We start from the raw sequence: 18423 nt of genomic DNA on the forward strand, positions 1-18423 counted from the left end.
GACGCGACAAACCGCCTACGAGCTCTTTACGCCCAATAATTCCGGATAACGCTTGCGCCCTACGTATTACCGCGGCTGCTGGCACGTAGTTAGCCGGCGCTTATTCAACAAGTACACTCACTCTCGCTTGCTCCTTGCTAAAAGCGGTTTACAACCCGAAGGCCGTCATCCCGCACGCGGCGTCGCTGCATCAGGCTTTCGCCCATTGTGCAATATTCCCCACTGCTGCCTCCCGTAGGAGTCTGGGCCGTATCTCAGTCCCAATGTGGCCGGTCACCCTCTCAGGCCGGCTACCCGTCGAAGCCTTGGTAGGCCATCACCCCACCAACAAGCTGATAGGACGCGACCCCATCTCATACCAGTAAACCCTTTCCCACACCATCATGCGATCATGTGGAACATTCGGCATTACCACCCGTTTCCAGGAGCTATTCCAAAGTACAAGGCAGGTTAGTCACGCATTACTCACCCGTTCGCCACTCTCACCACCAAGCAAGCTTGATGGATCCCGTTCGACTTGCATGTGTTAAGCACGCCGCCAGCGTTCATCCTGAGCCAGAATCAAACCCTCCACAAAAAACTATTGTGAACAGTCAAAACATGACTCTCAAAAAATAAAACTGACAGAACCAATCAAAACGATTGGCCCCACAAAACAAAAAACCCGACACCAATTAAACCCTCTCAGGCACCCACAAACATGGGCAGGCATCAGACTGACAATCAAAAAATAAAATAAGCAGTACAAACACACTATTGAGTTCTCAAACCACCACGCACACCCACCAGTAAGAAACTCTTGAGATTCCTAACTGCTGAGCGGCAGCAAAAGATAAACTTACTCCTATTTGTCTTAAGATGCAAATCGGCATCCAATAACAGTGCATACTCCCTGGAATATCAAGTGTTTACGGCGTGTCTAATTGAAGTCTTCATGACACAACTCTTCAACAACTGCAACAAAGCGAGTTGGTTCTTCCCACTGTGGACAATGAGCCGAATGCTCAAACCACACAAACTTATGCTCGCTCTTTAGCTGCGAAGCATAGTGCTCTACTAGCTCAGGCGGTAAATGGCGGTCATATCGTCCTTCCAAGAAGGCAACAGGTACTTCAAACGAGTGAATATTCGAAAAATCTACCTGGTCTAACTCTTTATCTAGCCTTGCGTGCGATTGGTTTGCGCCTATCAACAGCCCTTTTATACCCCGCCAACGGTAGTAGGGAGAGCTTAGATATGTGACACTACGATTGATCTCCTGCATCAGACTACGTATGAGTCCAAGGGCCTTCAGTTCTTCTACTCGAAGTAAACCATCAGCGAGTGCACTTTCTGAACCAAAAGATTGACGTAACCAGCTGGGAAAAACTTCCAAAACAGGATGCAAGCGTGCTTGGTGGCTGGCAGACATATCGACCACCTGTCCAACTCCTATGAAGCGTTTTATAAGTTCAGGATATCGTTTTGCAAATTCTAAGCCCAGTACACTTCCCCAAGAATGGCCCAAGAGCGTGATAGGAGCTTGCGGATAAACCCTTCGTAAGCGACGAACAAAAGCTACCATATCGGCGAGCATCAGTTCAATGGTGATCGACTCCTGAGGAGGAAAAGGATAATAGGATAGACCGCAACCACGCTGGTCTATATTAATAAAGCGAAAATGTCGTTCTAGGGCAGCATTATAGCGTTGAGTCAAAGGGATGCAAGCACCGCCAGGACCTCCGTGCAGGTACACAAGAATAGGAGCCCCAGACGGAGCCGGATTCATGGAATAAGCCAGACGGGTTCCATTGATGAAAGTGCTGTACATCCTGGAATGCGAAACCGGCAAACGATGCCCAGCCTCACGATCAAGCTGAGCACAAGACCGGCTGTTCTTCATAGCTGCCTCCCCAACGAACCGATAGCACCAACCTATCACAGGAAAATGGTAGAGGAGCATGTGCGGCCAGTAAAACAACTATGTATAACAGACCTTCATTCAGTTAGGACCCGGCCTGCTCAAACAAAAAACAGTTATCAGATAGTCTTCTATTACCCACAGGGTGAAGGAATTACCTCAAGGCATGTACTTTTGATAGCTCAAGACACATGTTGAGGTTCGAGCCAAGTGGAGGCACGCTCGATCAATTGAAAATCTGTAACCTGTGAACGAACCGGACCATTGTATCCTTCAATACGCTCAATAAGCATATCAACGGCTCGCTGAGCGAAGTCGGTTGTGCCAGGATCGATTGTTGTCAATGCAGGATTTGTATAACGTCCTTCATCAACATTATCAAACCCTATAATTTGCACATCTTCCGGTATTTTCAATCCACGCCTTTGACATTCATGCATGGCGCCAAAAGCAAGAGCATCGTTGAGACAGATGATTGCCTCTGGCACGTGTGCATTTGCAAGCATAGAACTGACCGCACGTTCTCCATCACTACTAATCCACTTACTACCAGAAACCACAATTCGCCAGTCAATACGTTTACCACGTTCATCGAAGGCCTCTACATATCCACGGGTTCTCATAGGGCGACCACCTTCTTTTGCTTTAAAAAGCAACTGTCGATCTACCCCATCGGGAGCTCCTATAAGCCCGATACGATTGAGACCCTCATCAAGTAATCTACCAACTACGCTTTTCACTGCTGCTACATTAGGCATCATTACGTTATCAGCCATTCCATATGAAAGATAATCTCCTGCTAAAACTATGGGATAATTCTGATTCAGGAGATTCTTAGGATGAACTGGGCGATCTACCAAAAAAATCCACCCATCAGCACCTAGCTGTGGAATCTCTTTAAGAATTGTGCTCAGGCCGTCACCATTCGAATCATATGTATCGATAACAACCCCATATTGCCGTGGACGCGCTGCCTTTACTACTGCATTAACAAACGCTGCGGGAAAGGGTTGAGTAAAATCGAATGTTGCCACTCCTAGTAAACGCGATTCGCCCGTTTTTAGCATTCTCGCTGACATATTTATCGAGTAACCCAGATCTTCAATAGCTTTTTCAACTCTCATACGAGTCTGAGGTCTCATACTTCCAGAATTATTAATGACATTAGAAACAGTCTTAATAGATACTTGTGCTTCGCGGGCTACATCCTTTATTGTTGCTCGTTTTTGCATGCATCATCTCCTCCCAGACTGTGAATTCAGTCAACGTACAGTTCTGCCGACCTGTGAAGCAGATCGGCAGAACAAAACTCAGGCTTTTACTGAACCAGCGGTCAAACCTCCAACCCAATATCGTTGCAAGAAGAGGAAAGCCAGAACCAGTGGAATAACCGACAGCAAAGCGCCGGAAGTGATAAGATTCCAAACTTGCTCAGAACCTGCACCCGCATTTGATTTTACCTGCCACTGGGTCAGTCCAACAGTTATTGGGAAAAGTTTCGTGTCAGACAGCACAACTGACGGTAAGAAAAAGTTATTCCAACAGCCAACGACGGAAAGCAGAAAAACAGTGGTAATAGCTGGAGTCATAATTGGTAGCGAGACCTGAACGAAAGTTCTCAACTCACCAGCACCATCGACGCGTGCAGCCTCCATCATCTCATCAGGTAATGAACCCATGCAATAGATACGCATAAGGTAGGTACCAAATGGCGACAGCAGGGAAGGCAGGAGCACTGCCCAAATAGTATCTGTGATTCCGAACTGTGACATCAAAATGAAGGTAGGAATAACCAAAGCTGTTGTTGGAATCATTAAGGCACCCAATACTGTATTGAAATACAGTTTCCTTCCATGAAACCTGAACTTAGCAAAACCATAACCTGCCATCACTGAGATGGTTGTGGCGCCGATGCCCCCCCCTATTGCATACAAAAAGGAATTTAGAAGCCAGCGCCAATAAATACCACCTTCGTATGTTGTTAATTGTTTGATATTGCTCCACAGTGCAAAATTGTTGTCGAACCAGATAGGACCATGAGCACCTGCAAACAAGCCTGCATTGGTTTTTGTAGCAGCTACAAGAAGCCACCACACAGGAAAGAGAAAGTACACACAGCAGATAAACAAGAGTAGAGATGCTAGCTTATGAGTACTACGTATTTGATGACCAGCATCAGCTCTGCGGTTCACAGTTTGTTCATTCATATTAATCCTCCAATCCTGACTGATGCCGGGTCAATCGCATGAACACAACGCTGAAAAGTACAACCAAAAGTCCCAATGCGAATGAAATAGTTGCAGAATAGTTTAATTGGTTGTAATTAAAAGCCAATGCTTGAGCATACATATTCGGCGTATATTCCGGTGCAATAACTGAGGGAACATTATTACGAAGTATCATTGGCTCCGTATAAAACTGCAAGGTTCCGATCAGAGAGAATACTGTGACCATAACCAGGGAGCTTGCAATGATAGGAGTTTTAATTTTCAAGGCTATTTGCAGCTCTGAAGCACCGTCTAGCCTAGCTGATTCGTAGATTTCTTGGGGAACAGATTGCAGGGCAGAATATAGAATCACCATGTAGTAGCCAGTCCACTGCCAAGTGACAACATTAACCAACGAACCAAAGATTCCATCTGGACTCAGAAAAGCGGGGGCTTTCATGCCAAAAATACCGAAAATAGAGGTAAAAGGCCCCATTTGCTGAGAGTACAGAAATCCCCACATGAGGGCACCTATAACAACAGGAATTGCATATGGCAGAAAGAAAGCTAGTCGTGAGAATGAAGAGAAACGGTTTTTAATAGAGTCAATCACAAGCGCTAAAACGAGAGCCAATATCAGCTGCACTGGGACCATAACTACCGCATACACTATTACTCTGCCCATACCTCGAATGAAAATGGGATCAGTAAAAGCACGCGAATAGTTACTCAAACCAGAAAAAACCGTTCCTCTCAGTTGTGTGTATGAAAATAAAGATACGTAAAACGCGTACGTCAAGGGTACAACTAAGAAAAGAAGGAAAATAACCGCAAACGGAGCAGTAAAAAACCAGCCCCAAGCATTTTCTTTTCTTGAAACTGTGCGACTACGCATCGCAATATGATGTACATTAACCGATGGCATTACAGAGCCTCCCTCAAATTGGCCGGAGGCACAAACCTTGCCCCCGGCCCGAAACATGTGCTACTGCTTAACAGTGAAACCCTGTTGGGTTGCATAATTCGACAGTGTTGTATTCAGTGACTGCAAAGATCCTGAAACATCTGCACCATTGCGGACAATGTCGGTGAACACTTTGGTTTGTTCATCGTATGCATAAGGCTGGAAGGGCAAGAAATCGTATCCTTTATAAGCCATTGCTACAGGAGCAATCACATTATTTATTTTCTGATCACCGTAGAATGGGTCAGTCATATTCTTGAATGCATCTGAATGCAAGATTGCAGTCCATGTGGGGAAAAGACCACTTTCTGTTACAGCTATCTGTTGGATATCGGGGTTGTCAAAAAACTCCATAGCAACCTTTGCTGCCATCTTAGTGTCTTTTGCTTGATCAGTCACTGCTAACGAAGAACCACCAAAGTTCACGCTAGGTGTCGAAGAATCCCAAGTTGGCGCTGGTGCTACTTTCCAGTTTGCACTCGTATCAGCACCACTAATACCTCGTAGACTTCCCACTAACCAAGAAGCACATACTGCTGTAGCCCAAGAACCATCAACGATTTTCTTGTACCATTCAGCGGTATAAGCATCGTCTGTTGTAACTGTTCCTTCTTTTGCTAGACGTTGCCAGTATTCCATGACTGCTTTTGATTCTTGAGAAGTGAAATTCACGCCCACCTTGTCAGGCTGTGCTGCAGAATACTCATATACTTTGCCCTTATTTTGGGCTATAAGCGTTACATTGGAACCGTTTCCGCTTGGCTCGTAGTTTCCAATATGTCCTTGAAAACCTTTCTGCCGCAGCTCCTTACCTGCTTGTTCATATTCTTGCCAAGTTGTCGGAACTTTGACGCCATACTTATCAAAAATATCTTTGCGGTACATCATGATATATGGCCCTTGATCAACTGGAATGGCATATACCGATTTACCGCCACCCAAACTGACAGAATTCCAAACACCTTTAGTGAACTTGTTAGATAACCTATCTGCTCCAAACTGGTTCAGATTGACAATGTGCTTTTCAACACCAGAAACATACTGACTGATAACGTCGTATTCAACTTGAACGACATCAGCAAGGCCAGATTTAGCCTTTACTGCAGTTGCTATTTTCTGATACTGCGTCTGTCCTGAACCTGCTCTTGTCCAACAAACTTGCACATCATCGTGTCGGTCGTTAAACGTATCTACCATTTTTTCCATAGCCGGATACCAGGCCCAAACGGTGACTTTTTCCACACCTTGTTTTTTGATCGTATTCTGACACTTTGCATTATTGTTTGCCTTGGCATCACTGTGAATAGGTGCTTCATTAGCTTCTTTGCTACCTGAGTCAGCACCACCACAGGCGCTCACTAAAAGTATAGATAGACATGCAATACAAGTTGAAGCAATCCTCATTGACTTCTTCATTGGTATACACCTTTCTATTTTAGTTATACAACCCGGGAACGGCCATTACCGCTCATTCGCTATTTCTAAAAACACCTCCTTTGTGCGAATTCAATCTAAGTGAGTAATGCTTAGATTGATGCTGCTGGCGACATGTGAATAACTGTCCAGGAAACTGGAGGCAATTGGACACTGACGGCAGAACCCCCATCACAAATCTGGACATTGTTATTGACGTATAACTGGATTCTCGATTGGTCATTCAACGTATTCTGCGCGTAGATGTTGTCATCATGTAAAGTACTGACTTGAACCTGTGAACAAGTGAACCCACCAGGGAGTCGGATTGAAAAATTGTACGATGAAGTTTGTGAACGATTAACTACAAAAACTACCAAGGATCCGTCTAAGCGACTCACTGTTACAGAGTTAAGCTCTGAAACCTGACCATACAGTGCTGTTTCATATGAATTACACTCTTGATGCGTTTGTAGGACCGTACCGCCTTTAGCTAAGCGAGCAGTTACCGAAAATGGATAAAATGTAGTTTGCCGCCAGACTGGACCACCTGGCTCAGTCATAATCGGAGCGATTACGTTGACCAGCTGAGCTAAAGATGCAGAGCGTACTCGATCTGCATGCTGGATGAGGGTAATGAGTAAGTCACCAAACACAACGGCATCAGCCAAGTTATAAATGTCCTCCAAAAGACGAGGCGCTACCGGCCAGTTACGTATGCCTTCAGGATTCTGAGATGCCTCACTATCTTGATACCAAACGTTCCATTCATCAAACGAGATACCTATTTGATGATCACTCTTTAATTCAGCCTGTGTTGCATCAATAATCGCACTCACATCATCTATGAAAGCACCCATGTCCACGCCAGAGGCGAGGAAGGAAGCCATATCCCCATCAATCGGATGATAATAGGCATGGCTAGAAAGATAGTCCACTTGTTCATAAGTTGCCCTCAGAACGCTGCGTTCCCAATTACCAAAAGTGGGCATGCCATGACTGGAAGAACCACAAGCCACTAACTCTATGTCTGGGTCCAACCGGCGCATAGCAGCCGCAGTCATGCTTACAGTACGGGCATAATCCTCAGCGTTTCGATGACCCAATTGCCAGGGTCCATCCATTTCATTACCCAAACACCACATACGGATTCCAAAAGGATCTTCGGCCCCATTTTGCCGACGCCAGTCTGATAGTGCGGTACCCGAAGGAATATTGCAATATTCTAAAAGATCCAGGGCTTCCTGAACACCCTGCGTTCCTAAGTTGACTGCTTCCATCAGTTCATTGCCACCCAGCCTGTCTACCCAACGAGCCATCTCGTGCAATCCAAATTGATTTGTTTCAGTAGAGTGCCATGCTAAATCTAATCTACAGGGGCGGTTCTGACGAGGACCAACACCGTCTTTCCATCGATACCCTGAAACAAAATTTCCTCCCGGATACCGAATGGTGGTCACACCCAGTTCTCGAACCATGTCCATAACATCAGTCCTGAAGCCATCCTCATCAGCTAGCTGATGTTCGGGCTCATAAATACCGGTATAGACACACCGACCCAGGTGTTCCACAAATGCGCCAAATAATCGGTCACTGACTTGAGCCAACTGAAAATCGGAATCTATAACTAACGTTCCCTCGTGCATAGACTCGCATTGCTGAGTTGTCATGACGTCCTTCCGCAGTAAAAGAGTGATTGAAGTTAATACAACGTTGTCCTAATGTAAAAAGCTCATTAGCGAGAACTATTGGTGTTTTAGTACAACCTTGTACTACGTCTAATATACAACATCAGTGAACGGTAGCACAAACTGTCATAACGTAGATATCTTGTATGCACAAATGCAAGAGATCCACAACAGCATAAAACCACATGCATGCTTTCTTACCTTCCACACTCTGAGAGATAGCTCGTCGTTGAGAAAACAGTGATTCAAGACAGGAAAAGAGCCTCTAGCCGTTGAGTAAACGCGTAGTACTGAAATGACAAATTAAGCAATCAAACGAACAGGTTACGAATTCTGTGGCATGTCAAATCTGAGGATACGATGAAATAAGAAGTGACATAAAGGCGTGTCGGTGCCGCTAAAGGCCGTTACGCCTCATGAGGTGAACGGCGAGTATATCTGTCACCTCAGTATTGCATTCCAACTGCGGAGTGCACAATTGTAGCTTTAGCGCAAGGAAGAAAGCACATAGCGAACATGCTCGATATCAATATGAGTGATGTGGTCGCAGTCCTGAAGTCATTGATACCCGAACTTGTGGTTATTGGTGTCTTTGCAGTTCTAGCAATTCTCATTACCATTCTTATAAACAAGCGCACGGTCAAGTCCGTAGCCAATCGAAAACTCATTCACTCGCAGTCCTGGCTGGTAGCATTTGTTGCCGTAGTCGTAGCGGTAACCATGATGCTTCTGGGACCACTGTCGAACTTGATTACCAAGTCAACTACTAAGTATCAGGTACAGTCAGCAACTGCAGCAGCAGCTCGCAATTTGGCTAAAGACATAAGCCGTGAATCTGTAATTCTGTTGGAAAATCGCAACAGCACACTCCCCTTGCAGACCAGCAAGGTTAACGTGTTCGGTTGGGCTTCAACTAACCCCGTGTATGGGGGTACAGGCTCAGGCTCTATGTCGAAAGACAATCCTACTGAAAGCCTGATGGACGGCCTTCATGATGCAGGAATTAAAACCAACGAACAGCTCACTAAGTTCTACACTGATTACCGTAAAGATCGACCAGAAGTGGGAATGTTCAGCCAGGATTGGACACTTCCTGAGCCTGCTGCGAACAAGTACACTGACAAGGTAATTGATCAGGCTAAGAACTACTCCGACACTGCTGTAGTTGTGATTGGCCGAGTAGGTGGTGAAGGTGCTGATCTGCCCCTCAACATGAAAGCTAAAGGCATCACCTATCATGACAACGACAAGGCCGGCGACTTCAAGGACGGACAAAGTTTCCTCCAGCTTTCCAAGCCTGAGTCAGACATGATCGCCACTGTTTCCAATAATTTCAATAAGATTATTCTGGTTTACAATGGTGCCAACACATTCGATCTCAACTTTATTAACCAGTACCCAAACATTCAGTCAGTTGTGTGGTGCCCACCACCAGGGCAGGCTGGATTTGCTGCTCTAGGCGAAGTCCTCAAAGGTTCTACAAACCCATCCGGGCGTAGCTCTGACACCTTTGTACGAGATTTAACCAAGACTCCTTCATACAACAACTTCGGTTCCTTCACATACAAGAACATGAATGAACACAAGGCCAAGGTAACTGGTTTTACAGGTAAGACCACAATAAATACCCCCACCTTTGTGAACTATGCTGAGAGTATCTACGTTGGTTACCGCTACTACGAGACAGCTGCAGACGAAGGATTCATTAACTATGACGATGTGGTGCGCTACCCATTCGGATACGGTCTGTCTTACACCACCTTTAGTCAAAAGATGGGCGACATTAAACATGCCAAAGGCAAAGTTTCCTTCGATGTGACCGTGACCAACACCGGATCTAAAGCCGGCAAGGACGCAGTCGAGGTCTATTACAATCCTCCATACACCAACGGTGGCATTGAAAAAGCAAGCGCCAACCTCATTGCATTCGATAAGACTAAGGAATTAAAGCCTGGTGAGAGTCAGAAAATCGCTGTTTCCTTTAAGGACGAAGATATGGCATCTTATGATTACAAGAATGCCAAATCATATGTCCTAGAACAGGGCGATTATGGCATCTCCCTTCGTTCTAATTCCCATCATGTGATTGAAAACAAAAACATAAGCATTGATCACACCATCACCTATGACAAATCTAACCCACGTTCGGTAGACAAGACCGCTGCTACTAACCAGTTAGACGATTTGCATGGCACAGTAACTTATCTTTCCCGAGCTAACCATTTTGCCAACTACGCCGTAGCCACAGCTGCTCCCACTGACTTCGATATGTCCGCGGAATCAAAGGCTAAGTTCACTAATAACGCGAACTATGATGTCAAGAAGCACAACAAAGCTAGCGACCAGATGCCAACAACTGGCGCCAAGAATGATGTTAAGCTGTACCAGTTACGCGACAAGCCATATGATGATCCGCTTTGGAACAAGCTCCTTGATGAGCTCACTGTCAAGGAAATGGACAGCCTCATTGCTATGGGCGGCTATAGCAACCAAGCTATAAAGTCTGTTGGGAAAATTGAGTTAGCCGACGCTGACGGCCCTGCTGCTCTGAACAACAACTTTACCAAGATTGGATCTATTGGCTTCCCATCTTCTACTTCAATGGCCTGCACTTGGAACAAGGAGCTAGCAACCCGTTATGGCAAGATGATTGGCGATATCGCCCATGATATGCACATATCTGGTTGGTATGCACCTGCTGTCAACATCCATCGAAATACGTTCGGTGGCCGCACCTTCGAATATTTCTCTGAAGATCCGTTGATCAGCGGTACCATGGGCGCCAATGAAATTGCTGGAGCCAGGTCCAAGGGCGTGTATTCATACATGAAGCACTTCGCATTGAATGAGCAGGAAACAAACCGTCTCGACATGCTTTCTACTTGGGCAGATGAGCAGACTCTGCGTGAGATCTACTTAAAGCCCTTCCAGATGGCAGTTACTGACGGTAAAGCACAGGCAACTATGAGTGCGTTGAATTATGCTGGCCCAACATATGTGGCTGACTATGCTCCGTTGATGAAGACTGTGCTGCGTGGCGAATGGGGCTTCCGAGGCATGGTAATCACAGATTACTTCGGTGTCTATGGATACCAGAATGCTGACCAGCTCATCCGCAATGGCAATGACATGATGCTAGCAACAACTGACGTGACAAACCATGTAAAAGATACATCTGCCACATCGGTTAAAGCTATGCGCGAAGCAAGTCACAATATCCTGTACACCGCAGTGCACAGCTACCCATATGCCAACGGCGAACCTAAGCTGGAAGTTCCTGCCTGGAAGAAAGCACTATATGCAACTCTAGTAGTACTAGCACTCATCTTCTTGGCCCTAGAATATGTAGCCATGAAGCGATTTAATGCTAGGCGCAAAGCTGCTCATGAAGCAGTGTTGGAGCAGGTTGCAGCTGATCCTGAGTCGGTACTTTCAACCGACGATGAAAACCAGGAAGGTGAAAACATCCAAGAATCTCTTCCTGAAGACAAACAGGAATAGGGAAACCTGAGCCTAGGTAGGTTCACAGCCTCCTAGTTCCGACACAGCGGGTGATGTCTTTCATAGGCATCACCCGCTGTGCTATATGTATGCGAGTGCGATTTATGCAGACGAAATGACAGTTTATGCAGTGCACCAATTGAAGTAGGCAAACGACGTAGATAATAGAGTAAAGACGATAGTGCAGATCGGTTCGTCAGCAAGTACAAGCTACGGCCACCCTGTGGAAGCGATGAGGGTTCCAATGAGCTCCCACCTTATACGACAACCAATTGGTGGCCGCACAAGGGAAGCGAAGGATATGAATATCAAAGATTTGACAGTGCTGGAGCGGGCCTCCCTGCTTTCCGGACAATCTATGTGGGATTCTCGGGGTGTAAAGCGGGCCGGTATCCACAGTTTTGTACTCAGTGATGGACCCCATGGTCTACGTCGACAAATGGGCTCGGGAGACAATCTCGGTATCGGCAAATCCAAGCCGGCTACCTGCTTCCCTACCGCTGGTACAGTAGCTAACTCTTGGGACCCTGAACTCGCTAAAACAATGGGCCAAGCTTTAGGAGAAGAAGCCAAAAGCTTAGGCGTCAATATGGTGTTAGGCCCTGGCATGAACATCAAGCGAAATCCCTTGTGTGGTCGTAATTTTGAGTATTACTCTGAGGATCCACAAGTTGCCGGACACATGGCAGCTGGACTCATTGAAGGCATCCAATCTCAAGGTGTAGCAGCTACCCCCAAGCACTTTGCTCTCAACAGCCAAGAGCTCCGCAGGCAGGCCTCCAACTCCATCGTTGACGAGCGAACCATGCGCGAACTCTACCTAACTGCTTTCGAAATCGCCATACGCCAAGCCCACCCATGGGCTCTCATGACCTCTTACAATATGGTCAATGGGACCTACGCCAATGAAAACAAGCATCTGTTGAAAGATATTCTGCGCGAAGAATGGGGCTTTAACGGCCTAGTGGTCTCAGATTGGGGCGGATCCAACAGTGCTGTAGCTGCAGCAGCTAATGGTTCTTCGCTAGAGATGCCAGAAGCAGGATTTGACTCTATGCGTCAGATAGTGGCAGCCGTCCGTACTGGTGAACTATCTGAGGACGATCTGAATGCGAGAGCTGCGGAAGTGGCACAGTTGGCCAGCCTCACCTACGACCCTAACATGGATCGTGAGGGGTTGCTCAGTGAAGAACAAATACGTAAGCACCATGCTGTAGCTCGTCATATTGCTGAAGAATCTGCTGTTCTCTTACGGAATGAAAATACCTGCCTTCCTCTGGCTCCAGGTACGAAAATTGCTCTCGTAGGCGATATGGCTGACACTCCGCGATTCCAAGGCTCCGGATCATCCAAAGTAAATGCCGCCAAAGATGAGAGCCTTCTTGAGCTTCTACAATCAGGACAAAGCAACGAGTTAGATGTCGTTGCTTACGCTCAAGGATATAAACGCAACGGCGAACAGGATCAGTCACTTATTGATGAAGCCGTACGAGCCGCAGACAACGCAGAAGTCATCGTTGCCTGCCTCGGTTTAGATGAAAGCAGCGAATCTGAAGGTTTGGACCGTTCTCAAATGAACCTTCCTCAGGCGCAAATCGATTTGTTAACAGCACTGAAGGCCACAGGGAAACCAATTGTGATTATCTTAGTGGCTGGCTCCCCTGTCAGCACAGATTGGATAGAAAACTGCGAAGCCTTGCTATACATTGGCTTGGCAGGACAGGCCTCAGCCTCTGCCAGCTTGGCCCTGCTGACAGGCAAGACCAACCCCTCTGGCCATCTGGCTGAAACTTGGCCTATCGCCTATGAAGACTGCCCATCGTCAAACTGGTATCCAGAAACAGAACGCGATGCGGTCTACAAAGAAGGTCCGTTCGTGGGATACAGGTATTACATATCAGCCAATGTGCCCGAACGTTTCCCCTTTGGCTTTGGCCTATCGTACTCTCACTTCACCTATTCAAAGCTGTCGGTTGATGAACATTGCGCATCTTTCACCGTTACTAATGATTCTAATGTTGATGGAGCTACAGTAGCCCAGCTATACGTGAGTGCTCCTAAAGGCGGGGTATTGCGCCCTACACGTGAGCTTAAAGGATTTAAGAAAATCCAATTGAAGGCCCATGAGTCTCAAGAGGTCCGTATTACGTTCGACCAGTATACCTTCCGTCACTGGGACACCAACAGCAATTCCTGGCAAACAGAATCTGGTCAGTGGACCATCATGGTGGGCTCAGATGCAAGAACCATAGAGTTGCAGTCACCGCTCGATCTTAAAGGCAGCATAGAAGCAAAACCTGCTGACCCTGCATTAGGACATTATCTAACTGCGCAAGTCAAAGCAGTAACTGAAGATGAGCTGGCAGCCCTATTTGGACATCCAGTAGTTCGACAGGGAACCATCAGTGTCTTTGGTGATAACGACCCAATTTCCTCTTGGAAAGACTCCAAATCTGGTTTGGCTCGTTTTGTGGCTTCCTTCTTAACCAAACACGAGGCCAAGCAGGAAGCCAAAACTGGCAGCCCTGATCTCAACACACTCTTTGTGCTCAACATGCCCCCTAGGGCCATGGCAAAGATGACCAATGGCATGATCAGCTCACAAATGGTAGATGCTATTGTCCGCATACCTAATGGCCATGCATGGAAGGGTATTGGTGGCTTTATCACTGGTTTCTTCCGCAATGCTTCAGCAAACCGCCGCACCAGAAAGGAACTCAATCATGAGTAAACAGAGCAAAGAAACAAGCACCACAGCAAACGAGGCCAAAACCGTCAACTCTCGATATGCGGTTGTACGCTGGTGGCAGCGGTTTACTATTCGTCACCCTGAACTTGCACAGTTCATTGTCTTTACTGTCCTTTCCAACGGCGTGACTATCTTGCAATTGATCCTCATGCCTGTATTGAAGGCTGTCTTCAATGGCACTTCCTTAGTAGGTATCTCTTTCCAGTTCTGGATGATGGGAACAACTGGGGGCAAACCATATTATTTGTTTGACTATGCAGCGGGCAACATGAATCAGGGCGGTGGCGGTGGTCTAGCCTACTTCCTAGCAGTTGAAATCACCCTACTCATTGCTCAAGTTATTAACTTCTTCCTCCAACGCAATGTGACCTTCAAGTCTAACTCCTCAGCTTGGGTTGCGGCTTTCTGGTACGTAGTTGCGTATATTGTCATTACCGTCCTTGCAGCAGGTTTGCAAGGCTGGTATAAGGATCCTGTATATAACTTCTTCCAGAACACCCTGAATTGGGGCGCAACAGGTACAACAATTGCTGATTTTGTAACTATGATGGTTAACGCTCTCATTTCCTTCTGGGTCTTCTACCCCATCTTCAAGGTAATCTTTAAACAAGTGCCTGACGAAAAAGCAGATCAGAGCAAGTCTGTAGCAAAGTAACACAGACTTCTTTCTATTACCTAGCTGGGTGCTACCGGATTACAAGCGTATACTGCTGTAGTCCGGTAGTTGCTTTGCTACATCCACACCAGCGAGAGAGGGCCTTATGACTCAGAAAGCATGTAGAGACACAAGCACGGTCTTATCTGCGTCAATGGGTAAATCTTCAGAAACTATACTTTCCTTCATTGTTCCCGCATACAACATAGCCACCTATTTAAACCGTTGTTTAAGCTCCTTGCTTTCCTCTCGTTCCACAGACATAGAAGTTATTGTGGTTGACGACGGCTCAGAAGATGACACTGCATACATAGCAAACCGCTGGGCACAAGAACAACCAGATCTAGTACGTGTCATTCATCAGCACAATAAGGGGCACGGCGGCGCAGTTAATACTGGTTTGAAACAGGCTCGTGGTTTATACGTCAAAGTTGTTGACGCCGATGACTGGGTAGATTCGACAGCCTTGTCTCAACTATTGCCAATTTTACGACAGCAAGCTCAGTCCCCCTCACCTGTCGATATGGTTGTCACTAATTATGTATACGAAAAAGAGGGTCGCTCCCACAAGCACGTAGTTAACTTCCGTAGCGTAATGACCCCAAACCAGCAGTTAAGGTGGAATCAGCTCAAGCCTTTTGGCATCACCCAATACATGATTATGCATGCGCTTATCTTTCGAACTGATGTACTTCACAGAGCTGCTACGCATTTACCAGAGCACACCTTTTATGTAGACTTTCTATATTCTTATCAGCCTTTACCCTACGTGCGCACACTCACTTACTTGGATTTGAACTTATACCGCTACTACACAGGTCGCACAGGGCAGTCAGTAGAAACATCAGCCATGATTTCTAGAGTTGATCAACTCTTGCGCGTAACTCATCTGATGGTAGATGCCACCCCCGCTCGAGCTAGCGTGCCAGATGGCCTCTACCAATATATGGTTCACTATTTGTCAATCAACTGCACAGTAACTTCAGTTTTCCTCATTTTGTCTAATAAACCTGAAAATTATAAAGCAAAAGAACAACTCTGGGACAGCATAGAAAGCAGTCATCCACAAATAGCCAGTGACCTGAAACACACACTTTTAGGTAAGCTCATCAACATACCAGGGCGACCAGGCAGGCTGGCAGTACGTATCGGTTATATCCTTGCAGGGGCAGCAGTAGGTTTTAACTAGGAAAACAAGCTTGCCCTGACTCCTTTATTCACAATTGACCAAACTCAGTGTGCCCTCTTTCATGGGAAGCAAAACGCAGAGGCTGAACCAGTGATCTTGTGCACTAATCGAGACTTCTCCACCATACTTATGAGCAATATGCCGGATAGACTTAACCCCGTAACCATGTAAGCCCTCATCCCGCTTAGTAGTTTTGAGTTCCCCGTCAGAACGCCAATCCAAGGAGTTCATATAATAATTTTCCAAACGAATAAGGGTAAATTGACCACTGGCATATAAGGCTAACCGGGCCAGACGTTTCTCTTTGCTTTCTACCTGTTTCAAGGCTTCAATAGCGTTATCTAAGGCATTACCAAAAAGAGTAGAAACATCCATAGGACTCATACCGTCTAAAAGCCCACCATCAGCAACTACACTGATAGTAATTCCCTCCTGAACACATATTCGTTCTTTAGTAGAAAGAACCACATCCAAAACCGGATTGCCCGTGTGCTGTTGAGAACCATACCGCTGTAAAGACTGCTCAAGCTGTTCAAAATCCTGTGACTTCAGTTCGGGATCGACTTGCATACGTAAAGCTGTAATTTGGTGTTTTAAATCATGAGAAATCCGGGCCATAGCATCCAAGTTTTCTTTAGATCGTAGGTATTCCCGATGCTGGCTGTCTAGGCGTGCATCAATAGATGCTAACTCTGCATTCGCCTGGTTTTGACGTAACTGCTCCTGCTGGGCAAACAACACTGCAAACCCACACAAATCAACTAGCGTCCGGATATAGAAAACCTCAACGCCTAAACGACCTGAGAACGGTGTATTCGTTGATACAAAACTTAAATTTGACATAGCAAAAGTAACTACAGCAATTACTAGGGAAATGAATACCGAGCGTTGAGGAGGAGGCAAATGAACGTCAGCGAAATTCCTGCGCTCAGCAAGCCATGCTATGCAGCCGCTAGCCCCATAAATCAACATCAGCAGACCTATAGATGCAGGAGCGAAAGTAGAACCATTCTTAGGTCGTAAGAAAGAATCCAACTGCCAGTGAAGAGAGGCAACAAGTTCAGCCAAAACGAATGCTCGAACCACGAGGTACAAGCTACTTAAGATACTAACTCCCGAAGCGAGCACTATCAATGCGTACATGACAGCTACAGCTAAGCACATACTAAAAATCCAAAAAGCCAAGGGAAGTGTGCCTGCCCAGTATTGCACACCAATCAAGGTAATTAATCCAAGAAGCAGGCATACCCCTGTCCGTACGAGTGGAACTCTACGACGAATGGCAAAAAGATAAACAACACAGGCACCCCACTCACTAATGGCGGTATAAAGCCGTGGAATATCTGGTAAAGCATTCAGAATTTGGGTACTCATTTCTGTCCGCCTATATAGCTAGCAAGCGCCTGAAGAAAAGCTTTCTTACGTGGCCTACTTATCCGTAGACGCTCACCAGTAGACATAATCGATTCTTGATCTTCAACACCTACTACATGAGCCATATTAACTAAATAGCAAGAGTTCGAACGGAAAAAGCCCTGATCATCGAGCCGACCTTGAATATCTTTCAAAGAAGTGTTCAGCGTAAAAACATCAGAAAGGGTATGCATGACACTGGTATGCCTCACTGATTCCACATACACAATGTCTTTCAGCACAACACGAGCAGACTTTCCTGCTTCGCCAACAATAATAGATTTTTCAACGCGACCTCTTACCTGAGCGATACTGCGCTTTAATTCTTGGCTAAAAGCGAACCAGGGGAGTGGCTTAAGAAGATACGAAAGTGCACCTACTTCATAACCGCTGATGGCATATTGTGGGGCAGAAGTAATAAAAACAATCACCACTGACTGATCTTTGCGCCTTACTTGACGTGCTACTTCTATACCATCTACGGGTTTCATTTGGATATCAAGCAAAAGGATGTCATACATAGGTGAATACCTGTCAATGAAATCCTGTCCACTGGTATAAACCATCGACTCGAAGTTCTCACCTTGTTCGTGTGAATATCGCTCTAGGTAACCAGTGATGCGCTGACTGCTCACGGGGTCATCGTCTACGACCGCAACCCGAATTGTGCGCATTGAATCTATATCCCCCTCTAACCCTGTTTTAACGTTTTATCTTTTTATTAGCTCGTAGCCAGATGAACTT

12 protein-coding genes and 1 rRNA gene are annotated in these 18423 nt (G+C 46.1%); 4 read left to right on the top strand and 9 right to left on the bottom strand.

The window, feature by feature from the left end:
- The 7 genes from BOCO_RS04860 to arfA all read right to left on the bottom strand — a co-directional run.
- A 16S ribosomal RNA gene (locus BOCO_RS04860) occupies positions 1–577 on the bottom strand; the annotation flags it as partial.
- A gap of 342 nt (positions 578–919) precedes the next feature.
- Positions 920–1882 carry an alpha/beta fold hydrolase gene (locus BOCO_RS04865; RefSeq protein ID WP_158520416.1) on the bottom strand — a complete coding sequence of 321 codons (963 nt, stop codon included), beginning with the start codon at positions 1880–1882 and terminating at the stop codon, positions 920–922.
- Positions 1883–2082: 200 nt separating this feature from the next.
- Positions 2083–3132 carry a LacI family DNA-binding transcriptional regulator gene (locus tag BOCO_RS04870; RefSeq protein WP_094722986.1) on the bottom strand — a complete coding sequence of 350 codons (1050 nt, stop codon included), beginning with the start codon at positions 3130–3132 and terminating at the stop codon, positions 2083–2085.
- 78 nt (positions 3133–3210) lie between these two features.
- Positions 3211–4107 (bottom strand): carbohydrate ABC transporter permease, encoded by an 897-nt coding sequence (locus tag BOCO_RS04875; protein ID WP_094722987.1) that lies wholly within the window; start codon positions 4105–4107, stop codon positions 3211–3213.
- A gap of 1 nt (position 4108) precedes the next feature.
- Positions 4109–5032: a carbohydrate ABC transporter permease gene (locus tag BOCO_RS04880; protein WP_094722988.1), complete on the bottom strand. Its 924-nt coding sequence runs from the start codon at positions 5030–5032 to the stop codon at positions 4109–4111.
- 60 nt (positions 5033–5092) lie between these two features.
- Complete coding sequence (locus BOCO_RS04885) at positions 5093–6487, bottom strand: ABC transporter substrate-binding protein (RefSeq protein ID WP_094722989.1); 1395 nt, start codon at positions 6485–6487, stop codon at positions 5093–5095.
- 110 nt (positions 6488–6597) lie between these two features.
- Complete coding sequence (arfA, locus tag BOCO_RS04890) at positions 6598–8154, bottom strand: arabinosylfuranosidase ArfA (RefSeq protein WP_244568753.1); 1557 nt, start codon at positions 8152–8154, stop codon at positions 6598–6600.
- Positions 8155–8688: 534 nt separating this feature from the next.
- On the opposite strand from arfA, the gene BOCO_RS04895 reads away from it, so the two are divergent.
- The 4 genes from BOCO_RS04895 to BOCO_RS04910 all read left to right on the top strand — a co-directional run bounded on the left by BOCO_RS04895 (position 8689) and on the right by BOCO_RS04910 (position 16266).
- Positions 8689–11673 (top strand): glycoside hydrolase family 3 N-terminal domain-containing protein, encoded by a 2985-nt coding sequence (locus BOCO_RS04895; RefSeq protein WP_094722990.1) that lies wholly within the window; start codon positions 8689–8691, stop codon positions 11671–11673.
- 301 nt (positions 11674–11974) lie between these two features.
- Positions 11975–14404: a glycoside hydrolase family 3 C-terminal domain-containing protein gene (locus tag BOCO_RS04900; protein WP_094722991.1), complete on the top strand. Its 2430-nt coding sequence runs from the start codon at positions 11975–11977 to the stop codon at positions 14402–14404.
- Positions 14397–15077, top strand: coding sequence for a hypothetical protein (locus BOCO_RS04905; RefSeq protein ID WP_211278688.1), 681 nt, complete (start codon positions 14397–14399; stop codon positions 15075–15077). The genes BOCO_RS04900 and BOCO_RS04905 overlap by 8 nt, the downstream gene beginning before the upstream one ends.
- A 154-nt stretch (positions 15078–15231) precedes the next feature.
- Entirely contained in the window at positions 15232–16266 is a 1035-nt protein-coding gene (locus tag BOCO_RS04910; protein WP_094723111.1) for a glycosyltransferase family 2 protein, read from the top strand.
- Positions 16267–16290: 24 nt separating this feature from the next.
- Here BOCO_RS04910 and BOCO_RS04915 read toward each other — a convergent pair whose 3' ends face one another.
- Positions 16291–17640 (bottom strand): sensor histidine kinase, encoded by a 1350-nt coding sequence (locus BOCO_RS04915; protein ID WP_094722992.1) that lies wholly within the window; start codon positions 17638–17640, stop codon positions 16291–16293.
- Positions 17637–18353 (bottom strand): LytR/AlgR family response regulator transcription factor, encoded by a 717-nt coding sequence (locus BOCO_RS04920; RefSeq protein WP_094722993.1) that lies wholly within the window; start codon positions 18351–18353, stop codon positions 17637–17639. Before BOCO_RS04920 ends, BOCO_RS04915 begins: the two co-directional genes overlap by 4 nt.
- Between the last annotated feature and the right edge of the window lie 70 nt (positions 18354–18423).

This window comes from Bombiscardovia coagulans (assembly GCF_002259585.1).
GTDB classification, from domain to species: domain Bacteria; phylum Actinomycetota; class Actinomycetes; order Actinomycetales; family Bifidobacteriaceae; genus Bombiscardovia; species Bombiscardovia coagulans.

What these genes read in the sequence shown, in the direction of transcription:
- BOCO_RS04865 (WP_158520416.1), bottom strand. Translation starts at nt 1,882, where the DNA reads ATGAAGAACAGCCGGTCTTGTGCTCAGCTTGATCGTGAGGCTGGGCAT.
- BOCO_RS04870 (WP_094722986.1), bottom strand. Translation starts at nt 3,132, where the DNA reads ATGCAAAAACGAGCAACAATAAAGGATGTAGCCCGCGAAGCACAAGTA.
- BOCO_RS04875 (WP_094722987.1), bottom strand. Translation starts at nt 4,107, where the DNA reads ATGAATGAACAAACTGTGAACCGCAGAGCTGATGCTGGTCATCAAATA.
- BOCO_RS04880 (WP_094722988.1), bottom strand. Translation starts at nt 5,032, where the DNA reads ATGCCATCGGTTAATGTACATCATATTGCGATGCGTAGTCGCACAGTT.
- BOCO_RS04885 (WP_094722989.1), bottom strand. Translation starts at nt 6,487, where the DNA reads ATGAAGAAGTCAATGAGGATTGCTTCAACTTGTATTGCATGTCTATCT.
- arfA (WP_244568753.1), bottom strand. Translation starts at nt 8,154, where the DNA reads ATGACAACTCAGCAATGCGAGTCTATGCACGAGGGAACGTTAGTTATA.
- BOCO_RS04895 (WP_094722990.1), top strand. Translation starts at nt 8,689, where the DNA reads ATGCTCGATATCAATATGAGTGATGTGGTCGCAGTCCTGAAGTCATTG.
- BOCO_RS04900 (WP_094722991.1), top strand. Translation starts at nt 11,975, where the DNA reads ATGAATATCAAAGATTTGACAGTGCTGGAGCGGGCCTCCCTGCTTTCC.
- BOCO_RS04905 (WP_211278688.1), top strand. Translation starts at nt 14,397, where the DNA reads ATGAGTAAACAGAGCAAAGAAACAAGCACCACAGCAAACGAGGCCAAA.
- BOCO_RS04910 (WP_094723111.1), top strand. Translation starts at nt 15,232, where the DNA reads ATGGGTAAATCTTCAGAAACTATACTTTCCTTCATTGTTCCCGCATAC.
- BOCO_RS04915 (WP_094722992.1), bottom strand. Translation starts at nt 17,640, where the DNA reads ATGAGTACCCAAATTCTGAATGCTTTACCAGATATTCCACGGCTTTAT.
- BOCO_RS04920 (WP_094722993.1), bottom strand. Translation starts at nt 18,353, where the DNA reads ATGCGCACAATTCGGGTTGCGGTCGTAGACGATGACCCCGTGAGCAGT.